The organism is Enterobacter sp. DC4, assembly GCF_000568095.1.
Taxonomy (GTDB): Bacteria; Pseudomonadota; Gammaproteobacteria; order Enterobacterales; family Enterobacteriaceae; genus Enterobacter; species Enterobacter pseudoroggenkampii.
The window spans coordinates 152,302-174,461 of sequence record NZ_AZUB01000006.1 but is presented as its reverse complement, the minus strand read 5'-3'; the positions used below and the strand labels follow the sequence as shown (position 1 = coordinate 174,461).

The 22,160-nt window shown below is 58.7% G+C and carries 21 protein-coding genes; 12 read left to right on the top strand and 9 right to left on the bottom strand.

Annotation, left to right across the window (positions count from 1 at the left end):
- Nucleotides 1–11: 11 nt before the first annotated feature.
- The 6 genes from recA to mltB form a co-directional block, all read right to left on the bottom strand.
- Nucleotides 12–1,070 (bottom strand): recombinase RecA, encoded by a 1,059-nt coding sequence (recA, locus tag P349_RS06550; RefSeq protein ID WP_024907698.1) that lies wholly within the window; start codon nt 1,068–1,070, stop codon nt 12–14.
- Between the two features lie 89 nt (nt 1,071–1,159).
- Nucleotides 1,160–1,657, bottom strand: coding sequence for a nicotinamide-nucleotide amidase (gene pncC / locus P349_RS06555; RefSeq protein WP_024907699.1), 498 nt, complete (start codon nt 1,655–1,657; stop codon nt 1,160–1,162).
- 128 nt (nt 1,658–1,785) lie between these two features.
- On the bottom strand, nt 1,786–2,664 hold the full coding sequence (locus P349_RS06560) for a metal ABC transporter substrate-binding protein (protein WP_032648011.1): 879 nt from the start codon (nt 2,662–2,664) through the stop codon (nt 1,786–1,788).
- Nucleotides 2,665–2,678: 14 nt separating this feature from the next.
- Nucleotides 2,679–3,539, bottom strand: a complete 861-nt coding sequence (locus P349_RS06565; RefSeq protein WP_032648012.1) for a metal ABC transporter permease — start codon at nt 3,537–3,539, stop codon at nt 2,679–2,681.
- Complete coding sequence (locus tag P349_RS06570; RefSeq protein ID WP_032648014.1) at nt 3,536–4,189, bottom strand: metal ABC transporter ATP-binding protein; 654 nt, start codon at nt 4,187–4,189, stop codon at nt 3,536–3,538. The genes P349_RS06565 and P349_RS06570 overlap by 4 nt, the downstream gene beginning before the upstream one ends.
- 312 nt (nt 4,190–4,501) lie before the next feature.
- Nucleotides 4,502–5,602, bottom strand: a complete 1,101-nt coding sequence (gene mltB / locus P349_RS06575; protein ID WP_193745671.1) for a lytic murein transglycosylase B — start codon at nt 5,600–5,602, stop codon at nt 4,502–4,504.
- Nucleotides 5,603–5,853: 251 nt separating this feature from the next.
- Between mltB and srlA the strand changes: the two genes are divergently transcribed.
- From srlA to gutQ, 7 genes are all read left to right on the top strand, one after another.
- Nucleotides 5,854–6,417, top strand: coding sequence for a PTS glucitol/sorbitol transporter subunit IIC (srlA, locus tag P349_RS06580; protein WP_032648017.1), 564 nt, complete (start codon nt 5,854–5,856; stop codon nt 6,415–6,417).
- Complete coding sequence (gene srlE, locus P349_RS06585) at nt 6,414–7,373, top strand: PTS glucitol/sorbitol transporter subunit IIB (RefSeq protein ID WP_024907704.1); 960 nt, start codon at nt 6,414–6,416, stop codon at nt 7,371–7,373. Before srlA ends, srlE begins: the two co-directional genes overlap by 4 nt.
- Before the next feature lie 12 nt (nt 7,374–7,385).
- The gene (gene srlB, locus P349_RS06590; protein WP_022649147.1) at nt 7,386–7,748 is read left to right on the top strand and encodes a PTS glucitol/sorbitol transporter subunit IIA; all 363 of its coding nucleotides are present in this window, start codon (nt 7,386–7,388) and stop codon (nt 7,746–7,748) included.
- 14 nt (nt 7,749–7,762) lie between these two features.
- On the top strand, nt 7,763–8,542 hold the full coding sequence (gene srlD / locus P349_RS06595; protein ID WP_023294411.1) for a sorbitol-6-phosphate dehydrogenase: 780 nt from the start codon (nt 7,763–7,765) through the stop codon (nt 8,540–8,542).
- Between the two features lie 93 nt (nt 8,543–8,635).
- The gene (gene gutM, locus P349_RS06600) at nt 8,636–8,995 is read left to right on the top strand and encodes a transcriptional regulator GutM (protein ID WP_032648019.1); all 360 of its coding nucleotides are present in this window, start codon (nt 8,636–8,638) and stop codon (nt 8,993–8,995) included.
- A gap of 63 nt (nt 8,996–9,058) precedes the next feature.
- A complete protein-coding gene (srlR, locus tag P349_RS06605; protein WP_021241949.1) occupies nt 9,059–9,832 on the top strand; it encodes a glucitol operon DNA-binding transcriptional repressor SrlR in 774 nt (257 codons plus the stop codon).
- Nucleotides 9,825–10,790, top strand: a complete 966-nt coding sequence (gene gutQ, locus P349_RS06610; RefSeq protein WP_024907709.1) for an arabinose-5-phosphate isomerase GutQ — start codon at nt 9,825–9,827, stop codon at nt 10,788–10,790. The genes srlR and gutQ overlap by 8 nt, the downstream gene beginning before the upstream one ends.
- Here the strand turns inward: gutQ and norR are convergent.
- A complete protein-coding gene (gene norR, locus P349_RS06615; protein WP_032648021.1) occupies nt 10,787–12,301 on the bottom strand; it encodes a nitric oxide reductase transcriptional regulator NorR in 1,515 nt (504 codons plus the stop codon). The two genes, gutQ and norR, sit on opposite strands and share 4 nt — an antisense overlap.
- Before the next feature lie 186 nt (nt 12,302–12,487).
- On the opposite strand from norR, the gene norV reads away from it, so the two are divergent.
- From norV to P349_RS06635, 5 genes are all read left to right on the top strand, one after another.
- Nucleotides 12,488–13,936: an anaerobic nitric oxide reductase flavorubredoxin gene (norV, locus tag P349_RS06620; protein WP_032648022.1), complete on the top strand. Its 1,449-nt coding sequence runs from the start codon at nt 12,488–12,490 to the stop codon at nt 13,934–13,936.
- Nucleotides 13,933–15,066: an NADH:flavorubredoxin reductase NorW gene (gene norW, locus P349_RS06625; RefSeq protein WP_032648024.1), complete on the top strand. Its 1,134-nt coding sequence runs from the start codon at nt 13,933–13,935 to the stop codon at nt 15,064–15,066. Before norV ends, norW begins: the two co-directional genes overlap by 4 nt.
- 244 nt (nt 15,067–15,310) lie before the next feature.
- Entirely contained in the window at nt 15,311–15,469 is a 159-nt protein-coding gene (locus tag P349_RS26660; protein ID WP_162837374.1) for a hypothetical protein, read from the top strand.
- A gap of 187 nt (nt 15,470–15,656) precedes the next feature.
- Nucleotides 15,657–17,147 carry an N-acetylglucosamine-specific PTS transporter subunit IIBC gene (gene nagE / locus P349_RS06630; RefSeq protein ID WP_032648026.1) on the top strand — a complete coding sequence of 497 codons (1,491 nt, stop codon included), beginning with the start codon at nt 15,657–15,659 and terminating at the stop codon, nt 17,145–17,147.
- Between the two features lie 132 nt (nt 17,148–17,279).
- Nucleotides 17,280–18,947: an SgrR family transcriptional regulator gene (locus tag P349_RS06635; protein WP_032648027.1), complete on the top strand. Its 1,668-nt coding sequence runs from the start codon at nt 17,280–17,282 to the stop codon at nt 18,945–18,947.
- Here P349_RS06635 and P349_RS06640 read toward each other — a convergent pair.
- Both P349_RS06640 and hypF read right to left on the bottom strand, forming a co-directional pair.
- Nucleotides 18,920–19,942: a HoxN/HupN/NixA family nickel/cobalt transporter gene (locus P349_RS06640; protein ID WP_032648029.1), complete on the bottom strand. Its 1,023-nt coding sequence runs from the start codon at nt 19,940–19,942 to the stop codon at nt 18,920–18,922. The genes P349_RS06635 and P349_RS06640 overlap by 28 nt on opposite strands.
- Nucleotides 19,920–22,160, bottom strand: a complete 2,241-nt coding sequence (gene hypF / locus P349_RS06645) for a carbamoyltransferase HypF (protein ID WP_032648031.1) — start codon at nt 22,158–22,160, stop codon at nt 19,920–19,922. Before hypF ends, P349_RS06640 begins: the two co-directional genes overlap by 23 nt.

Here is a 22,160-nt window from a genome sequence, read left to right as displayed (position 1 = left end):
AAACGAAAGAATTAAAAATCTTCGTTAGTTTCTTCAGCATCCGCGCTATCAACCGCGAAATCTGGCGTGGAGTCCTGGTTGTTCAGCAGAAGCTCACGCACTTTCTTCTCGATCTCTTTCGCTGCAGCCGGGTTCTCTTTCAGCCAGGAGATCGCGTTCGCTTTACCCTGACCAATCTTATCACCGTTGTAGCTGTACCAGGCGCCCGCTTTTTCAATCAGCTTCTCTTTCACGCCCAGGTCAACCAGCTCACCGAAGAAGTTAATACCTTCGCCGTAGAGGATCTGGAACTCGGCCTGTTTGAACGGCGCGGCAATTTTGTTCTTCACAACCTTCACGCGGGTTTCGCTACCCACCACGTTCTCGCCCTCTTTCACCGCGCCGATACGGCGGATATCCAGACGGACAGAGGCGTAGAATTTCAGTGCGTTACCACCGGTAGTCGTTTCCGGGTTACCGAACATCACACCAATTTTCATACGGATCTGGTTGATGAAGATCAGCAGCGTGTTGGACTGCTTCAGGTTACCCGCCAGCTTACGCATCGCCTGGCTCATCATACGTGCCGCGAGGCCCATGTGAGAGTCGCCGATTTCACCTTCGATTTCCGCTTTTGGCGTCAGAGCGGCAACGGAGTCGACCACGATAACGTCAACGGCACCAGAACGCGCCAGCGCGTCACAAATTTCCAGCGCCTGCTCACCGGTGTCCGGCTGAGAACACAGCAGGTTGTCGATATCTACACCCAGTTTGCGGGCATAAACAGGGTCCAGCGCGTGCTCGGCATCGATAAACGCACAGGTTTTACCTTCGCGCTGTGCCGCGGCAATCACCTGCAGCGTCAGGGTGGTTTTACCGGAGGACTCTGGCCCGTAGATTTCTACGATACGGCCCATAGGCAGACCGCCAGCGCCCAGCGCGATATCCAGAGAAAGCGAACCGGTGGAGATGGTTTCCACATCCATGGAACGGTCTTCACCCAGGCGCATGATGGAGCCTTTACCGAATTGCTTTTCGATCTGGCCCAGTGCTGCCGCCAACGCTTTCTGTTTGTTTTCGTCGATAGCCATTATTACTCCTGTCATGCCGGGAGAAGCGACTGTGCTTCACCGTGGATTTCTGTTCTGTTGGTGCAATTATACTGTATGGTCATACAGTATCAAGTGTTTTGTAGAAATTGTTGCCAAAGCGTTTTTAACGCATAAACGGTTGCCTGACGACGCACGCTTTCGCGATCGCCGCTGAAGCACTCCCGGCGGGTGATCCCTTCCCCTTTGGACGTGGCGAACCCAAACCAGACGGTGCCAACAGGCTTCACGTCGCTGCCGCCGTCCGGGCCCGCAATGCCGCTAATGGAAATCGCGTAATCGGCCCGCGCCGCTTTGAGCGCACCAATCGCCATCTCGATCACTACCGGTTCGCTGACCGCGCCATGCTGTTCAAGCGTGGATTCCCGCACGCCAATCATCTGTGCTTTAGCTTCGTTACTGTAGGTCACAAAACCGCGTTCAAACCAGGCGGAACTGCCGGCAATATCGGTAATCGCTTTCGCCACCCAGCCGCCGGTGCAGGACTCCGCAGTGGTGATTGTCGCGCCACGCTGCTTCAGCGCAAGGCCCACTATCTCGCTAAGCTGCATCAATTCATGGTCAGTCATTCTCGCTCCAGGCATCAGAAAAACGTGCTGCACAAGATAGCACTTTCTCGTCAGATGTGGGGATGCACTTCAGGTTTTACGAGGGGGCTTCAGAAAAAGCCGGTACGGACGCACCGGCGGTGGAAAGGTTATTTCATGCTGTCAGCGAGAGTGTTCACATTGTGGCGAAACGCCTTAACGTAGGTGTCTGCCACTCCGCCTTTTGCCGACAACGCTTCCGGATAAAGTTCGCCCCCAGGCTGCGCGCCCGTCGCCGACGCAATCTGTTTAACCAGACGCGGATCGAGCTGATTTTCCATAAACCAGGTTTTCACGCCGTCGGCTTTGATCTGATTGATAATCTCAGCCACCTGCGCCGCGCTGGCTTCGCTCTCAGACGACAGCCCCTGCGGCGCCATAAACGTCACGCCGTAGGCGCGGCTGAAATAGCCGAACGCATCATGGCTGGTCAGGACCTTGCGCTTATCCTTCGGGATCGCGCTAAAACGCGTTTTGGCCCAGCTATCCAGCTGGTTAAGCTGCGTGATATAGGGTTTACCGGAGGCTTCCAGCGCGGCTTTGTCCTGCGGATCGGCTTTCACCAGCCCGTTCAGAATATTTTGCGCATACAGCGCCCCGTTCGCCGCGCTGTTCCACGCGTGCGGATCGGTCACGGTCTTTCCATCTTCCTCAAGCGTGTGGGTTTTCACCCCGGTTGAGGCGACGACCAGCTGTCCTTTGAACCCGGAGGCTTTCACCAGACGGTCAAGCCAGCCCTCCAGCCCCAGGCCGTTCACCACCACCACATCGGCCTTGCTCAGCGCCGCGCTGTCTTTCGGCGACGGTTCGAAGGTATGCGGATCGCCGTCCGGCCCGACCAGCGTCGTCACCTTCACATGGTCACCGCCCACCTCCTGGGTGATGTCCCCCAGTATCGAAAAGCTGGTGACCACATTCAGCGTTTTCGCCATCACGCCGTGCGACATCATCCCCAGCGCAAGCGCCACTACTAATCCTGTACGTTTCATCGTTTCCCCTTGCGTTAAAAATACGCCCGCAGACTGCCAGCGAGCCTGCTTCGCGTACCCAATAAAATGGAAATAAAGAACAGCGCGCTGGCGGTGAGCACAATGGATGGCCCGGCCGGTAGACTCATCGCCCAGGAGAGGCTCAGCCCCAGCCATGCGCAGAAAATACCGCTGATACCCGCCATCAGGAGTAACGCCGGTAGCGTGCGTACCCAGCATCGTGCCGCCACGGCCGGCAGCATCATCAGCCCGACGGCCATCAGCGTGCCGAGCACCTGAAAACCGGCCACCAGGTTAAGGACCAGCAGCGCCAGAAACAGTCCGTGCAGCAGGCCGGGCAGCCAGCGGGCGTTCACCTGTAGCCAGGCGGTGTCAAACGCTTCGGTAACCAGTCCGCGATAAAACATTGCCAGCACGATAAGGGTGAACATACACACGCCCGTGACAAACAGCGCGGCGTCGTTGTCCACGGCGAGGATGGAGCCAAACAGCAGATGCAGCAGATCGACATTCGACCCGCGAAGCGACACCAGCGTAACCCCCAGCGCCAGTGAGCCGAGATAAAACCCGGCAAAGCTGGCATCTTCTTTCAGCGGCGTGCGGCGACTGACCAGACCAGCCAGCAGCGCCACGGTAATGCCCGCGATAAAACCGCCCATACTCATCGCCAGCAGCGACATGCCGCTGAGCAAGTATCCCACGGCGACGCCCGGTAAAATGGCGTGAGAAAGGGCATCGCCCATCAGGCTCATCCGGCGCAGCTGAAGAAACACGCCAAGCGCGGTAGTGCTGACGGAGAGCGCCAGGCAAACCACCAGCGCGCGACGCATAAAGCCGTACTCAATAAACGGCTGAAAAAAGAGATGCCAGATCATGCCACCCTCACCCGCTCGGTTTTCCACTGGGGAACGTCAGCATCCAGCCGCAACGTCTGCGGGAAGTGGCGCGACACGCGCTCGCTGTCGTGCAGTACCGCGAGCAGTGTTTGCCCCTGCATATACATCTCCAGCATCACATCCATCAGCACGTTGCAGGTGGCCTCATCGACCCCGGTAAAGGGTTCATCCAGCATTACCAGCGGCGCCTGCTGCACCAGGACGCGGGCAAACAGCATGCGCTGGAACTGGCCGCCGGAGAGCTCATCGATGGTGGATAACGCCATGGATGCCAGCCCAACGCGCTCAAGCGCACTGGCAATGCGCAGCCGCGTTTCGCGACGAAACCCGGAGAAAAGCGAAATGCCCGGCCAGCAGCCTATGCTTACGACGTCCTGTACGGTCAGCGGAAACTGCGCCTCCAGCGCGTGACGCTGTGCCAGCCAGCCGATTACCGGACGCTTACCCTGCCAGCGGAAGCCACCGCTGACGGGCGGGATAAACCCGGCGAGCGTTTTCAGTAAGGTGGATTTCCCGCAGCCGTTAGCGCCGACAATCGCGGTCATGCTTCCGCGCTCAATCGTGCCCGAGAGGGGTCGCGTAACGGGCAGGCGTTCATAACCCGCGACCAGTTCATTCATCACGATCATGGCAATGCCACCGCCCAGCGCACGGCCAGCCCGATAAAGACAACAAGCACCAGCGCCAGCAAAAGCCGAACCAGAGCAGACAGAGAAAAAAGGGACGTTGACATGTCGATACCGCATTAAACGTTATAACATAACAATAATAAAAGACGGTTAAGATGTAAATGGAGGGTTTAAAAGGGAGTGTGGCGAAATGTTTCTGCAAAACTTCCCTCTCCCGTGGGAGAGGGTCAGGGTGAGGGCATCAGGCCGCACCGTGCGCGCCGCCATGCCGGGTGGCGGCGTTGCCTTACCCGGCCTACCCGTCGGAGCAGCTTACTGACTAAACGGTGACGCCGCCGGCACGCGGGCCTGCGATACAGCCAGCCCCAGTTGCCACACCGCCATCGCATAGTGAGTGCTGTGGTTATAGCGGGTAATGGCGTAGAAGTTCGGCAGGCCGTACCAGTACTGATAGCCCGTTCCGACATCCAGACGCAGCAGGCTCGCCTGTTGCGCATTACCCAGCGGCTGCGTTGGCGTTAAGCCTGCCGCGGTCAGCTGCGAAATGCTGTAGTTGGTTTTGAAGCCATTTTCCAGCCCCGGCGCCTGACCGTTCGCCTGCACCGCCACCTGGCCGCCCGGCACCCAGCCGTGCGCTTTGAAGTAGTTCGCCACGCTGCCAATGGCATCCACCGGATCCCACAGGTTGATGTGACCATCTCCGTTAAAGTCGACGGCATACTGTTTATAGGACGACGGCATAAACTGGCCGTAGCCCATCGCGCCGGCAAACGACCCTTTCAGATCGAGCGGATCGTCCTGCTCGTTGCGCGCCATCAGCAGGAAGGTTTCCAGCTCGGAAGAGAAATACTCCGCGCGGCGCGGGTAGTTAAAGGAGAGCGTCGCCAGCGCATCCAGGATGCGGGTTTTACCCATCACGCGGCCCCAGCGGGTTTCCACGCCAATAATCCCGACAATGATTTCAGGCGGTACGCCGTACACCTGCCACGCGCGGTTGAGCGCATCTTCATACTGATTCCAGAACACCACGCCGTTTTGCACGTTGTCCGGGGTAATAAACTGTTTGCGATAGCGCAGCCACGCGCCGTTTGGCCCGCTCGGCACCTGGGCCGTCGGCGCCTGCCTGTCCATCAGGCGCAGCACGTAGTCCAGACGCTTGGCCTGAGACAAAATTTCGTGCAGCTGCTGTCTGTCAAAGCCGTGTTTGCTCACCATTTTATCGATGAACTGCTCGGCCGCCGGGTTATTCGCGAAGTCGCCGCCCATCTGCATCATATTGTGCTGCGGCTCCAGCAGGAATCCTCCGGAAGGCGCGCCCGCCGTTTGCTGAACGGCTTCGGTCTTAGGTTTGCTACTACAGGCAGACAGCAGAATAAGCGCAGGCAACAGCGCTGCATAACGACGCTTGAACATGAGACATCCATTTAACGGGTTCGATAAGAACCCAGTATGGTAAAGCATCCGCAACACCTCAAGGAAGCGGTACGCACCTCCCCCACGCAAATCCGCGCTTTTTTACACCGAAAATCATTCACCACGTCAATTAACTTTCAAAATAATCCATTTTTCTTTCATTGTGAGATCTAACTAACACTTTAAAACCTTTCAAAGTGATTATTATTAGCCACAGATAGACAAAAACAAACGCCCCACAGGAGAGAAGAATGATAGAAACCATCACCCACAGCGCCGAGTGGTTCATCGGGCTGTTTCAGAAAGGCGGAGAAGTGTTCACCGGCATGGTGACCGGGATCCTGCCCCTGCTGATCAGCCTGCTGGTGATCATGAACGCGCTGATCAACTTTATCGGCCAGCAGCGTATTGAACGCTTCGCCCAGCGCTGTGCCGGGAATCCGCTGTCCCGCTACCTGATACTGCCCTTTATCGGCACCTTCGTGTTCTGCAACCCGATGACCTTAAGTCTCGGTCGCTTCATGCCGGAAAAGTACAAGCCGAGCTATTACGCCGCCGCCTCCTACAGCTGCCATTCGATGAACGGCCTGTTCCCGCACATCAACCCCGGCGAGCTGTTTGTGTATCTCGGGATCGCCAGCGGTCTCACCACGCTTGGCCTGCCGCTCGGCCCGCTGGCGGTGAGCTATCTGCTGGTCGGCCTGGTCACCAACTTCTTCCGCGGCTGGGTGACCGACCTCACCACCGCCATTTTTGAGAAAAAAATGGGCATCCAGCTTGAACAGAAAGTTCATCTTTCAGGAGCCACAGCATGAACCGGATCCGCATTGAGAAAGGCACGGGCGGCTGGGGCGGCCCGCTGGAGTTCGACGCCACCGAAGGCAAAAAGATTGTTTACATCACCGCGGGGACGCGCCCGGCGATCGTCGACAGGCTGCGCGAGCTGACCGGCTGGGAAGCGGTCGACGGCTTCAAGGAAGGGGAACCGCCGGAAGCGGAAATCGGCGTGGCGGTGATCGACTGCGGCGGCACGCTGCGCTGCGGCATCTACCCGAAGCGCCGCATTCCGACGGTGAACATTCACTCCACCGGAAAATCCGGCCCGCTGGCGCAGTACATTCTTGAAGACATTTATGTCTCAGGCGTGAAGGAGGACAACATCACGCTGGTGAATGGCAACCCCGCGCCGCAAAAAGCGGCCCCGCGCGAGTACGACACCAGCAAGAAAATCACCGAGCAGAGCGACGGCCTGCTGGCGAAGGTCGGGATGGGCATGGGTTCCGCCGTGGCGGTGCTGTTCCAGTCCGGGCGCGACACCATCGACACTGTGCTGAAGACCATTCTGCCGTTTATGGCGTTCGTCTCGGCGCTGATCGGCATCATCATGGCCTCCGGCCTGGGCGACTGGATTGCCCACGGGCTCGCCCCGCTCGCCAGCCACCCGCTCGGCCTGGTGACGCTGGCGCTGATCTGCTCCTTCCCGCTGCTGTCGCCGTTCCTCGGCCCGGGCGCGGTGATTGCCCAGGTCATCGGCGTGCTGATTGGCGTGCAGATTGGTCTGGGGAACATTCCTCCGCACCTCGCCCTGCCCGCCCTGTTTGCCATTAACGCCCAGGCAGCGTGCGATTTCATACCCGTGGGGCTGTCGCTGGCGGAAGCGCGCCAGGACACCGTGCGCGTGGGCGTGCCGTCCGTGCTGGTCAGCCGCTTCCTGACGGGCGCGCCGACGGTGCTGATTGCCTGGTTTGTCTCCGGCTTTATTTATCAATAAGAGGTTCCTGTCATGACCGTGATTTACCAGACCACCATTACCCGCATCGGCCAGAGCGCCGCCGACGCGCTGAGCGACCAGATGCTGATCACTTTCCGGGAAGGGGCGCCTGCGGATATCGAAGAGTTTTGCTTTATCCACTGCCACGGCGAGCTTAACGGTGAGCTGAAGGCAGGAAGCCAGCTTGAACTGGGCGAGGCGCGCTATGCCGTGACCGCCGTCGGCGACGTGGCCGAACAAAACCTGCGCGAGCTGGGCCACATCACCCTGCGTTTCGACGGCCAGCCGCAGGCGGAGTATCCCGGTACGGTTCACGTTGAGGGTCCGGTTCCGCAGGCTGTCACCCCAGGCTGCACGTTAAAATTTGTTGCGTAATTAAGGAGAAACACATGAGTCAGGTTGCCGTTGTCATTGGTGGAGGACAAACCTTAGGCGAGTTCCTCTGCCGTGGGCTTGCCGCTGAGGGCTATCGCGTGGCGGTAGTGGACATTCAGAGTGAAAAAGCCGCCCGCGTGGCGGACACCATTAACACCGAGTTTGGCGAAGGGATGGCGTACGGGTTTGGTGCCGACGCCACCAGCGAGCAGAGCGTGATGGCGCTGGCCCGCGGCGTGGACGAGATTTTTGGACGCACCGACCTGCTGGTCTACAGCGCGGGGATTGCGAAAGCGGCCTTTATCAGCGATTTCGAACTGGGGGATTTTGACCGCTCGCTGCAGGTGAATCTGGTGGGCTATTTCCTCTGCGCCCGCGAGTTTTCCCGTCTGATGATCCGCGACGGCATTCAGGGGCGCATCATTCAGATCAACTCAAAATCAGGGAAAGTGGGCAGCAAGCATAACTCCGGCTACAGCGCGGCGAAATTTGGCGGCGTGGGGCTGACGCAGTCTCTGGCGCTGGATCTGGCCGAATACGGCATTACCGTGCATTCGCTGATGCTGGGCAACCTGCTGAAATCGCCGATGTTCCAGTCCCTGCTGCCGCAGTACGCCACCAAGCTCGGCATCAAGGCTGAGGAAGTGGAGCAGTACTACATCGATAAAGTGCCGCTGAAGCGCGGGTGCGATTATCAGGACGTGCTGAACATGCTGCTGTTTTACGCCAGCCCGAAAGCCTCGTACTGCACCGGACAGTCGATTAACGTCACCGGTGGGCAGGTCATGTTCTGAGTTCATTCCCCGGTGGCGCTGCGCTTACCGGGGCTACAACACCACGTAGGCCGGGTAAGGCGCAGCCGCCACCCGGCAATTAAAGGAGCCGATATGGTCACCGCACTCATCACCGTTGCCGCCCTCGCCTGGCTCTGCCAGATGGCGTTCGGCGGCTGGCAAATCCACCAGTTTAATCGCGCGTTTGATGCCCTGTGTCAGAAAGGTCGCGTCGGAGTCGGACGTTCCGGCGGACGCTTCAAACCGCGGGTCGTCGTGGCTATTGCGCTGGATGAAAACAATAACGTCTGCGATTCACTGCTCATGCGCGGCATGACCGTCTTTGCCCGTCCGGTGAAAATCCAGGCAATTAACGGCATTTCGTTGCAGGAATTGCAGCCTGATGTGATCTTTCCCCATGATCCACTCTGTCAGAATGCACTATCATTAGCGCTTAATCTGAAACATGGATAATTTCGTTGTGAAAGCTATAGACTTGCGAAATTATCATTTCGCAACCTAAGGAACGAAGCGCCTATGAAACCTCGTCAGCGGCAGGCGGCCATTCTCGAACATCTGCAAAAGCAGGGAAAATGTTCGGTAGAGGATCTGGCCCACTACTTTGACACCACCGGCACGACAATACGCAAGGACCTGGTATTGCTCGAAAACTCTGGCGCCGTCATTCGAACCTACGGCGGCGTGGTGCTCAATAAGGATGAAGCGGACCCGCCTATCGATCACAAAACGCTGATCAACACCCACCAGAAGGCGCTGATTGCCGAAGCGGCGGTGAAATTTATCCACGATGGCGACTCCATTATCCTTGACGCCGGCAGCACCGTCCTGCAGATGATCCCGCTGCTCAGCCGCTTTAACAACATCACGGTGATGACCAACAGCCTGCACATCGTCAACGCCCTGTCAGAGTTCGACAGCGAGCAGACCATCCTGATGCCCGGCGGCACCTTCCGCAAAAAATCCGCTTCATTTCACGGCCAGCTGGCGGAGAACGCCTTCGACCATTTCAGCTTTGATAAACTGTTCATGGGCACCGACGGCATCGACCTGAACGCGGGCGTTACGACGTTCAACGAGGTGTTCAGCGTCAGTAAAGCCATGTGCAACGCCGCGCGGGAAGTAATTTTGATGGCAGACTCGTCGAAGTTTGGCCGCAAAAGCCCCAACATTGTCTGTAGCCTGGAAAGCGTTGATAAGCTGATTACCGACGCGGGTATCGACCCGGCGTTCAGGAAAGCGCTGGAAGAGAAAGGCATCGACGTGATCGTAACCGGAGAAAGAGATGAGTGATTTTCTGTTAGAAACGGGCCGCCAGACGCTGATGCTGGAATTGCAGGAAGCCAGCCGCCTGCCGGAACGTCTGGGCGAGGATTTTGTCCGCGCCGCCAACACCATTATCCACTGCGAAGGCAAAGTGATCGTGGCAGGCATCGGTAAATCCGGCCATATCGGCAAAAAGATTGCTGCGACGCTCGCCAGCACCGGCACCCCGGCGTTCTTCGTGCATCCTGCAGAGGCGCTGCACGGCGATCTGGGGATGATAGAAAGCCGCGACGTAATGCTGTTTATCTCCTACTCCGGTTCGGCCAAAGAGCTGGACCTGATTATTCCGCGCCTGCAGGAAAAATCGGTCGCCCTGCTGGCGATGACCGGGAAATCCCGCTCGCCGCTGGCGCTGGCCGCCAAAGCGACGCTGGATATTTCCGTTGAGCGTGAAGCCTGTCCGATGCACCTCGCCCCGACGTCCAGCACCGTCAACACGCTGATGATGGGCGACGCGCTGGCGATGGCGGTAATGCAGGCGCGCGGCTTTAACGAAGAAGATTTCGCCCGTTCGCATCCGGCGGGGGCGCTCGGCGCACGCCTGCTCAACAAGGTTCACCACCTGATGCGCACTGACGATGCTATTCCGCAGGTCAAACTCGATACCAGCGTCATGGACGCGATGCTGGAGCTGAGCCGCACCGGCCTGGGGCTGGTAGCGGTGTGCGATGACGACGGGTACGTCAAAGGCGTGTTCACCGACGGCGACCTGCGCCGCTGGCTGGTGGGCGGCGGCAAGCTGGAAACCAAAGTGTCGGACGCCATGACCCAGGGCGGGCTGACGCTGAACGCCGAGAGCCGCGCCATTGAAGCCAAAGAGGTGCTGATGAAGCGCAAAATCACCGCCGCGCCGGTGGTGGATGACGCCGGCAGACTGTGCGGTGCCATCAACCTGCAGGATTTCTATCAGGCCGGGATTATCTAACCCTTCAGTCCGAGACGCTTCGCCAGCCGGTGCAGGTTGGCGACGTCCATCTCCAGCGCCCGGGCGCACGCCGCCCAGTTACGGTTATTCTGCTCCAGCGCGCGGGTAATCATCTGACGCTGAAACGTCTCCGTGGCTTCACGCAGATTTTCATTCGCTATTTCTGGCGCCGCCTGCACGACAGCCGGTGCGGTTTCATCCTGCAGCGCAAAATGCCGCGCGTGGATCACCACTTCGTCACCCGAGCGCGTCGCCCGCGCCAGTACCACCGCACGGTGGATCGCATGCTCCAGCTCGCGCACGTTGCCCGGCCAGCCGTAGCTCAACAGATGCGCCCTCGCCCCCGGGCTCAGCACCACGCGGGAAAGCCCCATCCGGAGACGGCACTGCTCGCAGAAATAGCCCGCCAGCAGCACCACGTCGTCCCCGCGCTCGCGCAGCGGCGGCACGGTAAGTGGGAACACGCTCAGGCGGTGGAACAGGTCGGCGCGGAACTGCCCGGCCAGCACCGCTTCACGCAGGTCACGGTTGGTCGCCGCCAGCACGCGAACGTCCACTCTGTGACTGCGATCATCCCCCACGCGCTGGATGTCGCCGTACTGCAACACGCGCAGCAGCTTGGCCTGTAGCGACAGCGACAGCTCGCCAATTTCATCCAGAAACAGCGTACCGTTATCGGCCATTTCAAACTTGCCGCTGCGGTTGCTGATGGCCCCGGTAAACGCTCCCTTAACGTGACCAAACAGCTCGCTTTCCGCCACGCTCTCAGGAAGCGCGGCGCAGTTGAGGTACACCAGCGGGTTAATCGCGCGCGACGAGGCTTCGTGAATGGATTTCGCCACCAGCTCCTTACCGGTGCCGGTTTCGCCGAAGATCAGCACGTTCAAATCTGAGGCGGCAACAATCTCAATCTCTTTTTTGAGCTGCGCCATGCCCGGAGAGAGGCCAATCATCTCTGTGTGCGTTATCTGCTCAAACGCCGCCGGGCTGCCGGGAAGAATATTCTGGCTCTCCAGCTGTTCAATCAGCAGCGCGTTGTTAAGCGCCCCGGCGGCCAGCGCCGCAATCAGGCGCAGTTCTTCATCGCTAAAGGTGTCGAACTGGTCCGGCGACAGGCCGTCGAGGGTTAACGCGCCAATCAGATTCTGCCCAGCAAACAGCGGCAGGCCGATACAGGCGTGTACCTTCAGGCTCTCCTGTCCGGGAATAAGCCCGTCGTACGGATCGGGCAAGTCGCTGTCCGCCGGGAAGCGCACCACGTCACCCGCGCGGGCGATAGTTTCCAGACGCGGATGGCCTTCAAGGGTAAAGCGCCGTCCGAGCACATCCTTCGCCAGGCCGTCGATCGCCAGGGGAATAAACTGTCGTCCTTCGTAGCGCAGCAGCGCCGAGGCGTCGCACGCCAGCACGTGGCGCAGCGTGGAGATCAGCCGCTGAAAGCGGTCCTGATGGCCGATACCGGTTTGCAGCTCAATGGCGATCTTCGCCAGCACGTCTACGGAAAAGCTCATGTCTGCCTCGCTGTCATTTTGACAATGCATGTTGTCATAGTGACACTGTTTTGAATAGTCATAATGACTACCCATTACGGATCATAAAAATATTAATTAAGTAAAATCAATAAAATAAAAGTTGGCACGCAACTTGATATAAGCAAACCATCTTATTTGAAAATGCTGTATTACGTAGAGGTTGCTATGTCTATTCTGGTTAAAAATAACATTCATTGGGTCGGTCAACGTGACTGGGAAGTGCGCGATTTCCACGGGACGGAATACAAAACGCTGCGCGGCAGCAGCTACAACAGCTATCTCATCCGCGAAGGAAAAAACGTGCTGATCGATACCGTCGATCACAAGTTCAGCCGCGAGTTCGTGCAGAACCTGCGCAGCGAAATCGATCTCGACGCCATCGATTACATCATCATCAACCACGCGGAAGAAGATCACGCCGGCGCGCTGACCGAGCTGATGTCTTACATCCCGAACACACCTATCTACTGCACCACCAACGCCATCGACTCGATCAACGGCCACCACCACCATCCAGAGTGGAACTTCCACACCGTGAAAACCGGCGACGCGCTGGATATCGGTAATGGCAAGCAGCTGATCTTCGTGGAAACCCCGATGCTGCACTGGCCGGACAGCATGATGACCTACATGACCGATGACGCGGTGCTGTTCAGTAACGACGCCTTCGGCCAGCACTACTGCGACGAACGTTTGTTTAATGACGAAGTGGATCAGACAGAGCTGTTCGAGCAGTGCCAGCGGTACTATGCCAACATCCTGACCCCGTTCAGCCGCCTGGTGACGCCAAAAATTACCGAAATCCTCGGCTTCAACCTGCCGGTGGAGATGATTGCCACCTCCCACGGCGTAGTATGGCGTGAGAACCCGACCCAGATCGTCGAGCTGTATCTGAAGTGGGCGGCGGATTATCAGGAAGACCGCATCACGATCTTCTACGACACCATGTCCAACAACACCCGCATGATGGCGGACGCCATTGCCCAGGGCATCAACGAAGTGGACCCGAACGTGGCGGTGAAAATCTTCAATGTGGCGCGCAGCGATAAGAATGAGGTGTTAACCAACGTGTTCCGCTCTAAGGGCGTGCTGGTGGGCACCTCCACCATGAACAACGTGATGATGCCGAAAATTGCCGGTCTGGTAGAAGAGATGACCGGCCTGCGCTTTCGCAACAAGCGCGCCAGCGCCTTTGGCTCCCACGGCTGGAGCGGCGGCGCGGTAGACCGTCTCTCCACCCGCTTACAGGATGCGGGCTTTGAGATGTCCATGAGCCTGAAGGCCAAGTGGCGCCCGGATATCGACGCCCTGGAGATCTGTCGCCAGCACGGTCGCGACATTGCCCGTCAGTGGGCGCTCGCTCCGCTGCCGGAAGTGGCGGCAAAAGCACCCGAACAGCAGGAAGCCTGCGCCTGTGCCGCCGCGGCAGCCGCCGATCTCGGCCCGCGCATGCAGTGCAGCGTCTGCCAGTGGATTTACGATCCTGACCTGGGCGAACCGCTGCAGGATGTTGCCCCGGGCACGCCGTGGCGCGACGTGCCGGACAATTTCCTCTGCCCGGAATGTTCCCTCGGTAAGGACGTCTTTGACGAACTGGGTACGGAGGCAAAATGAGCAACGGTATCGTCATCATCGGCTCGGGCTTTGCCGCCCGTCAGCTGGTGAAAAACATCCGCAAGCAGGATGCCAGCGTGCCGCTGACGGTGATTGCCGCCGACAGCATGGACGAGTACAACAAGCCTGATTTAAGCCACGTTATTAGCCAGAATCAGCGCGCCCAAGACCTCACCCGCCAGACGGCGGGGGAGTTCGCGGAACAGTTCAACCTGCGTCTGTTTCCGTACACCTGGGTCACCGATATCGACGCCGCCGCCCGCGTGGTGAAAGCAAAAGAGAAGACCTGGCAGTACGACAGGCTGGTGCTCGCCACGGGTGCCTCTGCTTTCGTGCCGCCGATTGAGGGCCGCGAGCTGATGCTCACCCTCAACAGCCAGCAGGCGTATCAGGCCAGCGAAACGGCGCTTCGCGACGCAAAGCGCGTGATGATTGTCGGCGGCGGACTGATAGGTACCGAACTGGCGATGGATTTCAGCCGGGCAGGCAAAGCCGTTACCCTGGTCGACCATGCGGCGAGCATTCTGTCGGCGCTGATGCCCGCAGAAGTAAGCAGTCGCTTACAGCATCGTCTGACTGACATGGGGGTGCATCTGCTGCTGAAATCGCAGCTGCAAAGCCTGCGCAAAACCGAAGGCGGTATTCGTGCCACGCTCGACCGCAGCCGCAGCGTTGAGGTGGATGTGGTTATCGCGGCGACGGGACTGCGCCCGGAAACTGCGCTGGCGCATCGTGCAGGCGCCGAAACAGGCCGTGGCGTGAAGGTAAATAGCTACCTTCAAACCACGCAGCCCGATATTTACGCGTTAGGCGACTGCGCTGAAATCAACGGTCAGGTGCTGCCTTTCCTGCAGCCGATACAGCTGAGCGCCATGTATCTGGCGAAAAACCTGCTCGGCGGCAGCGCACCGCTGAAACTCCCCGCCATGCTGGTGAAGGTTAAAACGCCAGAGTTACCGTTGCATCTTGCGGGGGAGACGCAGCGCATGGATCTGAGCTGGCAGATTGCCATTGAACCTCACGGAATGGTTGCACGCGGCTCTGACGCCGAAGGTCAGGTACGCGCCTTTGTGGTTAGCGAAGATCGGATGAAGGAGGCTTTCGCTCTGCTGAAATCGCTGCCCGCGTAACCCGTAATCTCTTGCCACGCTCACTTAACCATTGGATGATATTATCCGCTGCCCCGATGTCCCGGGGCTTTTTTTTGCGAATTCTATTCAGGACATAAATACAAACAAGATAAATCATCAACATTAATCCCTTAACCATTACATCCATCAATATTTAAATACGGAACACCTGATAAACGCCAGCCTGTTTTATTCCCTGTTTTCGGCTTATCCTAAAAATAGACCCATTAGCCGGAGACATCCCATGACCACCTTTAGCAAAGAACTCAACTACCTTTCCGCCTATTTTAAACAGGCTAAAAAATCAGAACATATTTTGTTTCGCTGGCTCTACCTCAGCCCGGAGGCGCGCATAGAGCGCCTGAGAGAACTGATGATGCCGGTGAGTAAACGTGATAACTGAAGCACGACCAGTTTAAAACCGGAACAAATTAGTTACTTCATCATTGTTTATGCCGTGAACAATTCGCTGATAAAATATAATAAAAATTAATTTATTCCGCATCACATTTTTATTACAGGGACTTTCGCATTAAAATAAAAGGTGTTATTTTTCGTCGTGAATTAAGTCCTTTTTGGAATCCACTCTCATGAACGCATTTAGTTATCTGCAACGTCTGGGTAAAGCCCTGATGTTGCCAATCGCCACCCTGCCCGTTGCAGCGATATTATTACGCCTCGGGCAGCCTGATGTTTTTAATATTCCGTTTATAGCCAGCGCCGGTGGCGGTATCTTTGACAGTCTACCTTTGTTGTTTGCCTTAGGGATCGCCATTGGTCTGGCAAAAGACAACGCCGGTGCTGCAGCCCTCGCAGGGGCGGTGGGTTTCCTGGTGCTTACCAAAGCCACGGCCGTCATAAACTCATCCATTAACATGTCCTTCTTCGCCGGGATCATTGCCGGTGTCGTCGCGGGTCACTGCTACAACCGTTTCTCAAACACCAAACTTCCGGACTTTCTCGCCTTCTTTGCGGGCAAACGCCTGGTGCCGATCGTAACCGGGCTTATTTGCCTGTTCATCGCCTGGATTTGCGGGTATGTCTGGCCTTCCGTGCAGCACGGTATTGATACCTTCAGCCTGTTTGTCTCCCGCAGCGGCGAACCGGGGTGGTTTATTTATGGTGTCCTGAACCGCGCGCTAATCCCCTTCGGTTTGCATTACATTCTGCACTCCGTCTTCTGGTTTAGTCTCGGCGACTGCCTGAAAGTGACTTACGATGCCGCCAGCGCGGTACACAATATCTGTCTGGCCCCTGACGTGGTAAAAGGGCTGGTGGTTGGCGGTGCTGTACCGGGTATTGACGGTTCCAGCATCACGCAGATTGCAACCGACCTGACCCGTGGCGACCTTAACCGCTTCTTCGCCGGTGACCCGCATGCAGGCGTTTACATGGCCTGGGCTTACCCGATCTTTATGGGAGGCCTGCCGGGTGCCGCGCTGGCGATGTATTTCGCCGCACCGAAAGCACGTCGCGCTACCGTAGGGGGGATGCTGCTTTCTGTGGCTCTGACCGCTTTCCTGACCGGCATTACCGAGCCCATCGAGTTCTCCTTCCTGTTCCTTGCCCCTGCTCTGTATGCGCTGCATGCGGTACTGGCGGGCGTGAGCATGGTGATCACCAACAGCCTCGGCGTACTGCACGGTTTTGGTTTCTCTGCCGGGCTTATCGACTTCGTTCTCAACTGGGGACTGGCTACTAAGCCGTGGATCCTGATCCCACTGATCGTGCTGTTCTTCGCGATATACTTTGTCGTATTCACCTTCGCGATTCGCTTCTTTAAGCTGAAAACGCCGGGCCGCGAAGACGACGAGGCTGTAGCGGGTAATTCTGACGATCAAAGCGAAGCCATCGCACAATACATCGCGGCACTGGGTGGCAAAGACAACCTCAGGATTGTCGATGCCTGCATTACCCGCCTGCGTCTGACGCTCGTTGATAACAGCGTGCTGGATGAGCCCGTGCTGAAATCCCTGGGCGCGAAAGGTATTCTCAAAATGGGTACGCAGAATGCGCAGGTTATTCTGGGCCCGCAGGCAGAAAGCATTGCGCTAAAGATTCGGGCACAGCTTGAAATCTGACGCTGCATAATCCGGTTCCCTCTCCGCCCTGGAGGGGGAACAAAACCGGAACACTTTATCAATCCAGACCTTAATTATTCCGCAAAAAAACCTACACTCTCACCATCCACCTTTTATCCTGGGTACGTCGACATGCGCCAGCTTCAGAAAATCCGTCAGTATCAACGGCTTTATCAACACTATGGCGCAGAGCCAAAGCCGACGACTATTGCTGAAGTCGCCGAGGTGGCGCTGTGCAGTGAACGTCATGCACGTACCCTGTTGCGCCAGCTGGCGCAGAGCGGATGGTTAAGCTGGAATGCTCAGCCGGGACGGGGACATCGCGCCATCTTGCACTGCCTGACAACCACCAGCGAACTCAGCGCCCCTCTGATGCACGCCTGCCTGGAGAAGGGGGATTACCAGAGCGCGCTGCAGCTGGCTGATGGCGATCCAGCCAGCCTGCATCACATCATCACACCCTTTTTAGGCGGAAAGTGGCTTAAGCACCAGCCAACCCTGCGCATTCCCTGGTATCGTCCACTGACGTCGCTTCATCCGGCGCTTCAGCGTCGTCGCGCTGAGCAGCACATTATCTGCGCCGTACACGCGGGATTAACGCGCTACATGCCCGGTCAGCTGCATCCAGTACCTGATCTAGCCCATCACTGGGAATTCAACGAAGACAAACGCCGCTGGCGTTTTTACCTGCGCAGCGGTGCGCACTGGCACAATGGGCAAGCTATCAGCGATGAAGATATCCTCATTGCGCTGCAACAGGTATTGGCCGATCCGGCACGCAATGCAGGTCTGACTCACGTCTGCAAGGCGTTGCTTATTGCCCCCTGGTGTCTGGAGATACAGCTGACCATACCCGATGCGATGCTGGCGCATCGTCTCGCGCACCACGTATGCCGCCTGCCACATCCACAGCAACCGGACATCGGTGCCGGGCCCTTTGCCATTGCGCACCACCATTCTCACTACCTGCGCCTGGAGCGCCAGCCCTGGTATTTTGCTGCCCATCCGCTACTGCATGCGATAGAGTTCTGGCGAACCCGTACGGAGGCGCAAAAGCCAGCGTGGATCACCGTCGGGAAAGGACAAAATGCGCAGGCAGCGGTAACGTCCACCAGCGGCGGATTCGCCTGGCTAATGGTAAACGCCAGGTTACCCGAGCCGCTTGCGGCCTGGCTACGTCAGGAAATTCAGAGCATTACTCATCAACAGTTTCTCCATCGGGATGATTTAGAAACCCAAACGGAAATACTGCCAGGCCTGACACCACCGCAATACCCGCAGGCTTCGGAAACGATGCTTCCCGCCACGCTTTCGCTGGTTTGCTATCACACACCTGAACTGTGCGAACTGGCCGATATTCTGCGCGCGCGCCTGAAAAAGCACAGCTGCAACGTGACGGTGAAATGGAAAGATCGCGAAGAGTGGCATGGTCATAACGCGCTGGATCAGGCCGATCTTTTGTTGGGTGACTATCTGGCGGGTGAACTGCCAGGCTTTGCCCTGGTGGAGTGGTTTTTTGATGAGCCTGCGTGGGCCACGGCCTTAGGCGAGGACATCTGGCAAGAAGAGAAGCAGAAACTGATGGGTTATTGTGAAAGTGAGGAGATCCTGAATAATCACCTGCCCTCCTTCTTTCATTCCTTGCTGGAAAGCGGCGCCTGTACGCCGCTTTTCCACTACCGCTACCGTCTTAACACCCTGGAAAACGTGCAGGACATTGTGCTGACCGCCAGCGGCTGGCTTGATTTTACCCGCGCCTGGCTACCCCCTGCTCAGGATCGCACCACCAGCGCGTCGTAGCCGCGCCAGCGGTAGTTGACCATGGAGATCAGCCAGCAGGCAACGAACAGCCCGACCACCACAAACCCGGCGTTGCCCAGGTTGTCGTTTACCGCGCCAATCAGATCCCAGACGCCGCCGCTGAGGGCAAATTTATCCATCAGCAGACCCAGCGCTTCCAGCCCGCCGATAAACAGCGCCACCACCACGGAGGTGCCGGTGATGGTCATGTTGTAATAGAGCTTGCGCTGCGGCTTGTTAAACGCCCAGCCGTAGGCACCGACCATCAGCAGGTTATCGAGGGTATCCACCAGCGCCATGCCGCTGGCGAAGAGCGCCGGGAAGATCATGATTGACCACACCGACATCCCGCTGGAGGCGCTGGCGGCAGAGATCCCCAGCACGCCAATCTCGGTGGCCGTGTCAAAGCCGAGGCCAAACAGGAAACCGACCAGGTACATCTGCCAGCTTTTATTCACCAGACGAAAGGTTTTGCCAAACAGCCAGTTCATGACGCCGCCCTGGGCAGGGAGCGTGATGTCGCCCTGCACAGGCCTGCCGTGTTTCAGCGCCTGAAAACTGCGCCAGACGCCGCGCAGGATCACCATATTCACCAGCGCCATCGCCAGCAGGAAGGTCGCGGAAACGGCGGTACCAATCAGGCTGCCAGTTTCGTGGAACCATTCCATGTTTTTCTGAAACGCCGTGGCGGTAGCAGCGATGGCAATGGAGGCCAGCACCACGATGGTGGAGTGCCCCAGCGAGAACCACGCCCCCACGCCGGACGGGCGCGAGCCCTGCTGCATCAGCTTACGCGTCACGGTATCAATGGCGGCAATATGGTCAGCGTCCACCGCGTGACGCAGCCCGTAGCACCACGCCAGCAGACTTGCCGCCATCAGCGCCGTGCTGCCGCTAAAGGTGTGCCATGCCCATCCCCAGGCCAGCAGGTTTGCCATTACCAGAGCCAGCAGCAGGAGCGCGGCGCGAGGTTCATTGCGTAACAGTCGTAACATTTTTAGTCCTTTGTAAACATGACCGGGCAGCGGCGACCACCGCCTGCCCGAAGGAGATCGCTCCGTCACCTGCGGGCAGGCGCGAAGGAAAAAGAAGCGTAAAGTCAGAAAGGTAATGACGCAGGCGCGCGCGCAGCAGACGGTTGTGCAACACACCGCCGCTGAGACAGATTGTCGACAGCGATAAGCGCCGGGCATGGAACGCAGCGAGCTCCGCCAGCCCTTTTGCCAGCGCGTCGTGAAACGCCCACGCGCGCTCGCAGGGCTCTGCCTGCCAGCTCAGCCACTGCTGCCAGAAAAGCGCGAAGTCTTCCACCGACAGCGTAACCGGGTGTTCGACGCCGTTGCACTGTGCCGCCAGCGCTTCCAGCCTGCAGGCCGCTTCACCTTCCCAGGATTGGGTTTCGATACCCAGCGCGCAGGCGACGGCATCAAACAGGCGACCGCACGACGACGCCCGCGGCGCGTTGACGCCGCGCTGGATAGCCTTCACCAGCAGCGGCCAGTTCTGACGCTGTACCGCGCGCGTTTCCGGGTACTGCTGCCAGTCAGGGACAAACGCCAGACACTGGGCGAGCAGGTTGCGCCACGGCTGCCGCGCCGCCAGATCGCCCCCCGGCAGCGCAACGGCAGGCAGGCCACCTAAATGCGCGCACTCGAGATAGTTGACACGCAGGCACTCCCCGCCCCACAGCGCGCCGTTTTCACCCATGCCGATCCCGTCCAGCGTCAGGGCGATAACGTCTCCGCCATCGCGCGGCCAGCCGTTTTCGGCCAGGCACGCCGCCGCGTGAGCGTGATGATGCAGCACGGTTTCAACGGGCAGCCCCTGCGCCTGCGCCCACTGGCGCGCACGGTACCCCGGATGGGCGTCGCACACCACGCGCTCCGGCTCGAAGGCGTAGATGTCCTGCATCGTCGAGAGCGCGCCGCGCCACTGCGCTTCGACACCCTCGTCACCGAGATCGCCAAAATGCTGGCTCAGCACCGCCTGGTTGCCACGCACCAGGCAGAAGGTGTTTTTCATCTCCGCCCCGGTGCAGAACATGGCGGGAATATTCTCGAATCCCGCAGGCAACGTGATGGCATCGGGCACAAAACCGCGCGCCCGGCGCAGCATCGCGCCGTCCCGATCCACCACCGAATCGTCCATTCGTTGAAGAATATCGCGATTGTGTAGCAGGAAGCCGTCCACGATGCCGCTGAGCTCATCCAGCACCTGCCGGTTGGTGATGGCAGGCGGCCTGCCGCTAAGGTTGCCGGAGGTCATCACCAGCGGTCGCTGGCAGTCCATCATCAGCAAATGCTGCAGCGGGTTCGCAGGAAGCATGATGCCCACGGAATCCAGACCGGGCGCGATACCTTCCGGGAACGCGGGCAGCCAGGCTTTTGGCGTGAGCACAATGGGTGCGGCGGGTGAGCGTAGCAGCGTCTGAACCGTCTCCGGCAGGTCATCCGCATGCGGGATCATCACCGCCAGCGGCTTCGCGGGCCGCTGCTTGCGTGACCGAAGCGTCGCGACCGCCTCCGGGTTACGCGCGTCACAGACGAGGTGAAAGCCCCCCAGCCCTTTGACGGCGACAATACCGCCGCTTTTCAGCATCGCCACCGCTGCGCGCAGCGCAGCCTCGCGCTCAGCAGTCATGTCGCCCGCACGCCACATAAGCGCGGGCCCGCAGTCCGGGCAGGCGACCGGCTGGGCGTGAAAACGGCGGTCGGCAGGATTGCGGTACTCGGCTTCACACGGCCCACAGAGCGGGAACGGCGCCATTGCCGTGGCCGGGCGGTCGTAGGGCATGGCGCGGATAATGGTAAACCGCGGCCCGCAGTGGGTGCAGTTGATAAACGGATAGCGATAACGGCGTTCGAGTGGGTCGCACATCTCAGCCAGACACGCCGGACAGGTGGCGGCATCCGGCACAATCTGGGTGTCCATTGTCCCGGCCGCGCTGTGGCGGATGGTAAAGTCCTCCGGTACGTGCGCCCAGGTAAACGGCTGCGCTTCCACGCGGTCAATGCGTGCCAGCGGCGGGCAGTCCTGATGCAGCCTCGCGGTAAAGGCCCCCCCATTACCCGCGAGGCGCACCAGCACGCCCTCTCCGTCATTGCAGACGTCACCGGTCAACTGAAGCGCCTGCGCCAGCTGCCAGACGAAGGGACGAAACCCGACGCCCTGCACTTTGCCGCGCACGCGCAGCTGAACGCCGTTGCTGCTCAT

What these genes read in the sequence shown, in the direction of transcription:
- gutM (WP_032648019.1), top strand. Translation starts at nt 8,636, where the DNA reads ATGGTCACCGCACTCATCACCGTTGCCGCCCTCGCCTGGCTCTGCCAG.
- srlE (WP_024907704.1), top strand. Translation starts at nt 6,414, where the DNA reads ATGAACCGGATCCGCATTGAGAAAGGCACGGGCGGCTGGGGCGGCCCG.
- srlA (WP_032648017.1), top strand. Translation starts at nt 5,854, where the DNA reads ATGATAGAAACCATCACCCACAGCGCCGAGTGGTTCATCGGGCTGTTT.
- P349_RS06560 (WP_032648011.1), bottom strand. Translation starts at nt 2,664, where the DNA reads ATGAAACGTACAGGATTAGTAGTGGCGCTTGCGCTGGGGATGATGTCG.
- P349_RS06640 (WP_032648029.1), bottom strand. Translation starts at nt 19,942, where the DNA reads ATGTTACGACTGTTACGCAATGAACCTCGCGCCGCGCTCCTGCTGCTG.
- srlR (WP_021241949.1), top strand. Translation starts at nt 9,059, where the DNA reads ATGAAACCTCGTCAGCGGCAGGCGGCCATTCTCGAACATCTGCAAAAG.
- norW (WP_032648024.1), top strand. Translation starts at nt 13,933, where the DNA reads ATGAGCAACGGTATCGTCATCATCGGCTCGGGCTTTGCCGCCCGTCAG.
- pncC (WP_024907699.1), bottom strand. Translation starts at nt 1,657, where the DNA reads ATGACTGACCATGAATTGATGCAGCTTAGCGAGATAGTGGGCCTTGCG.
- P349_RS06570 (WP_032648014.1), bottom strand. Translation starts at nt 4,189, where the DNA reads ATGATCGTGATGAATGAACTGGTCGCGGGTTATGAACGCCTGCCCGTT.
- P349_RS06635 (WP_032648027.1), top strand. Translation starts at nt 17,280, where the DNA reads ATGCGCCAGCTTCAGAAAATCCGTCAGTATCAACGGCTTTATCAACAC.
- mltB (WP_193745671.1), bottom strand. Translation starts at nt 5,602, where the DNA reads ATGTTCAAGCGTCGTTATGCAGCGCTGTTGCCTGCGCTTATTCTGCTG.
- P349_RS06565 (WP_032648012.1), bottom strand. Translation starts at nt 3,539, where the DNA reads ATGATCTGGCATCTCTTTTTTCAGCCGTTTATTGAGTACGGCTTTATG.
- norV (WP_032648022.1), top strand. Translation starts at nt 12,488, where the DNA reads ATGTCTATTCTGGTTAAAAATAACATTCATTGGGTCGGTCAACGTGAC.
- nagE (WP_032648026.1), top strand. Translation starts at nt 15,657, where the DNA reads ATGAACGCATTTAGTTATCTGCAACGTCTGGGTAAAGCCCTGATGTTG.
- norR (WP_032648021.1), bottom strand. Translation starts at nt 12,301, where the DNA reads ATGAGCTTTTCCGTAGACGTGCTGGCGAAGATCGCCATTGAGCTGCAA.
- gutQ (WP_024907709.1), top strand. Translation starts at nt 9,825, where the DNA reads ATGAGTGATTTTCTGTTAGAAACGGGCCGCCAGACGCTGATGCTGGAA.
- P349_RS26660 (WP_162837374.1), top strand. Translation starts at nt 15,311, where the DNA reads ATGACCACCTTTAGCAAAGAACTCAACTACCTTTCCGCCTATTTTAAA.
- srlB (WP_022649147.1), top strand. Translation starts at nt 7,386, where the DNA reads ATGACCGTGATTTACCAGACCACCATTACCCGCATCGGCCAGAGCGCC.
- hypF (WP_032648031.1), bottom strand. Translation starts at nt 22,160, where the DNA reads ATGAGCAGCAACGGCGTTCAGCTGCGCGTGCGCGGCAAAGTGCAGGGC.
- recA (WP_024907698.1), bottom strand. Translation starts at nt 1,070, where the DNA reads ATGGCTATCGACGAAAACAAACAGAAAGCGTTGGCGGCAGCACTGGGC.
- srlD (WP_023294411.1), top strand. Translation starts at nt 7,763, where the DNA reads ATGAGTCAGGTTGCCGTTGTCATTGGTGGAGGACAAACCTTAGGCGAG.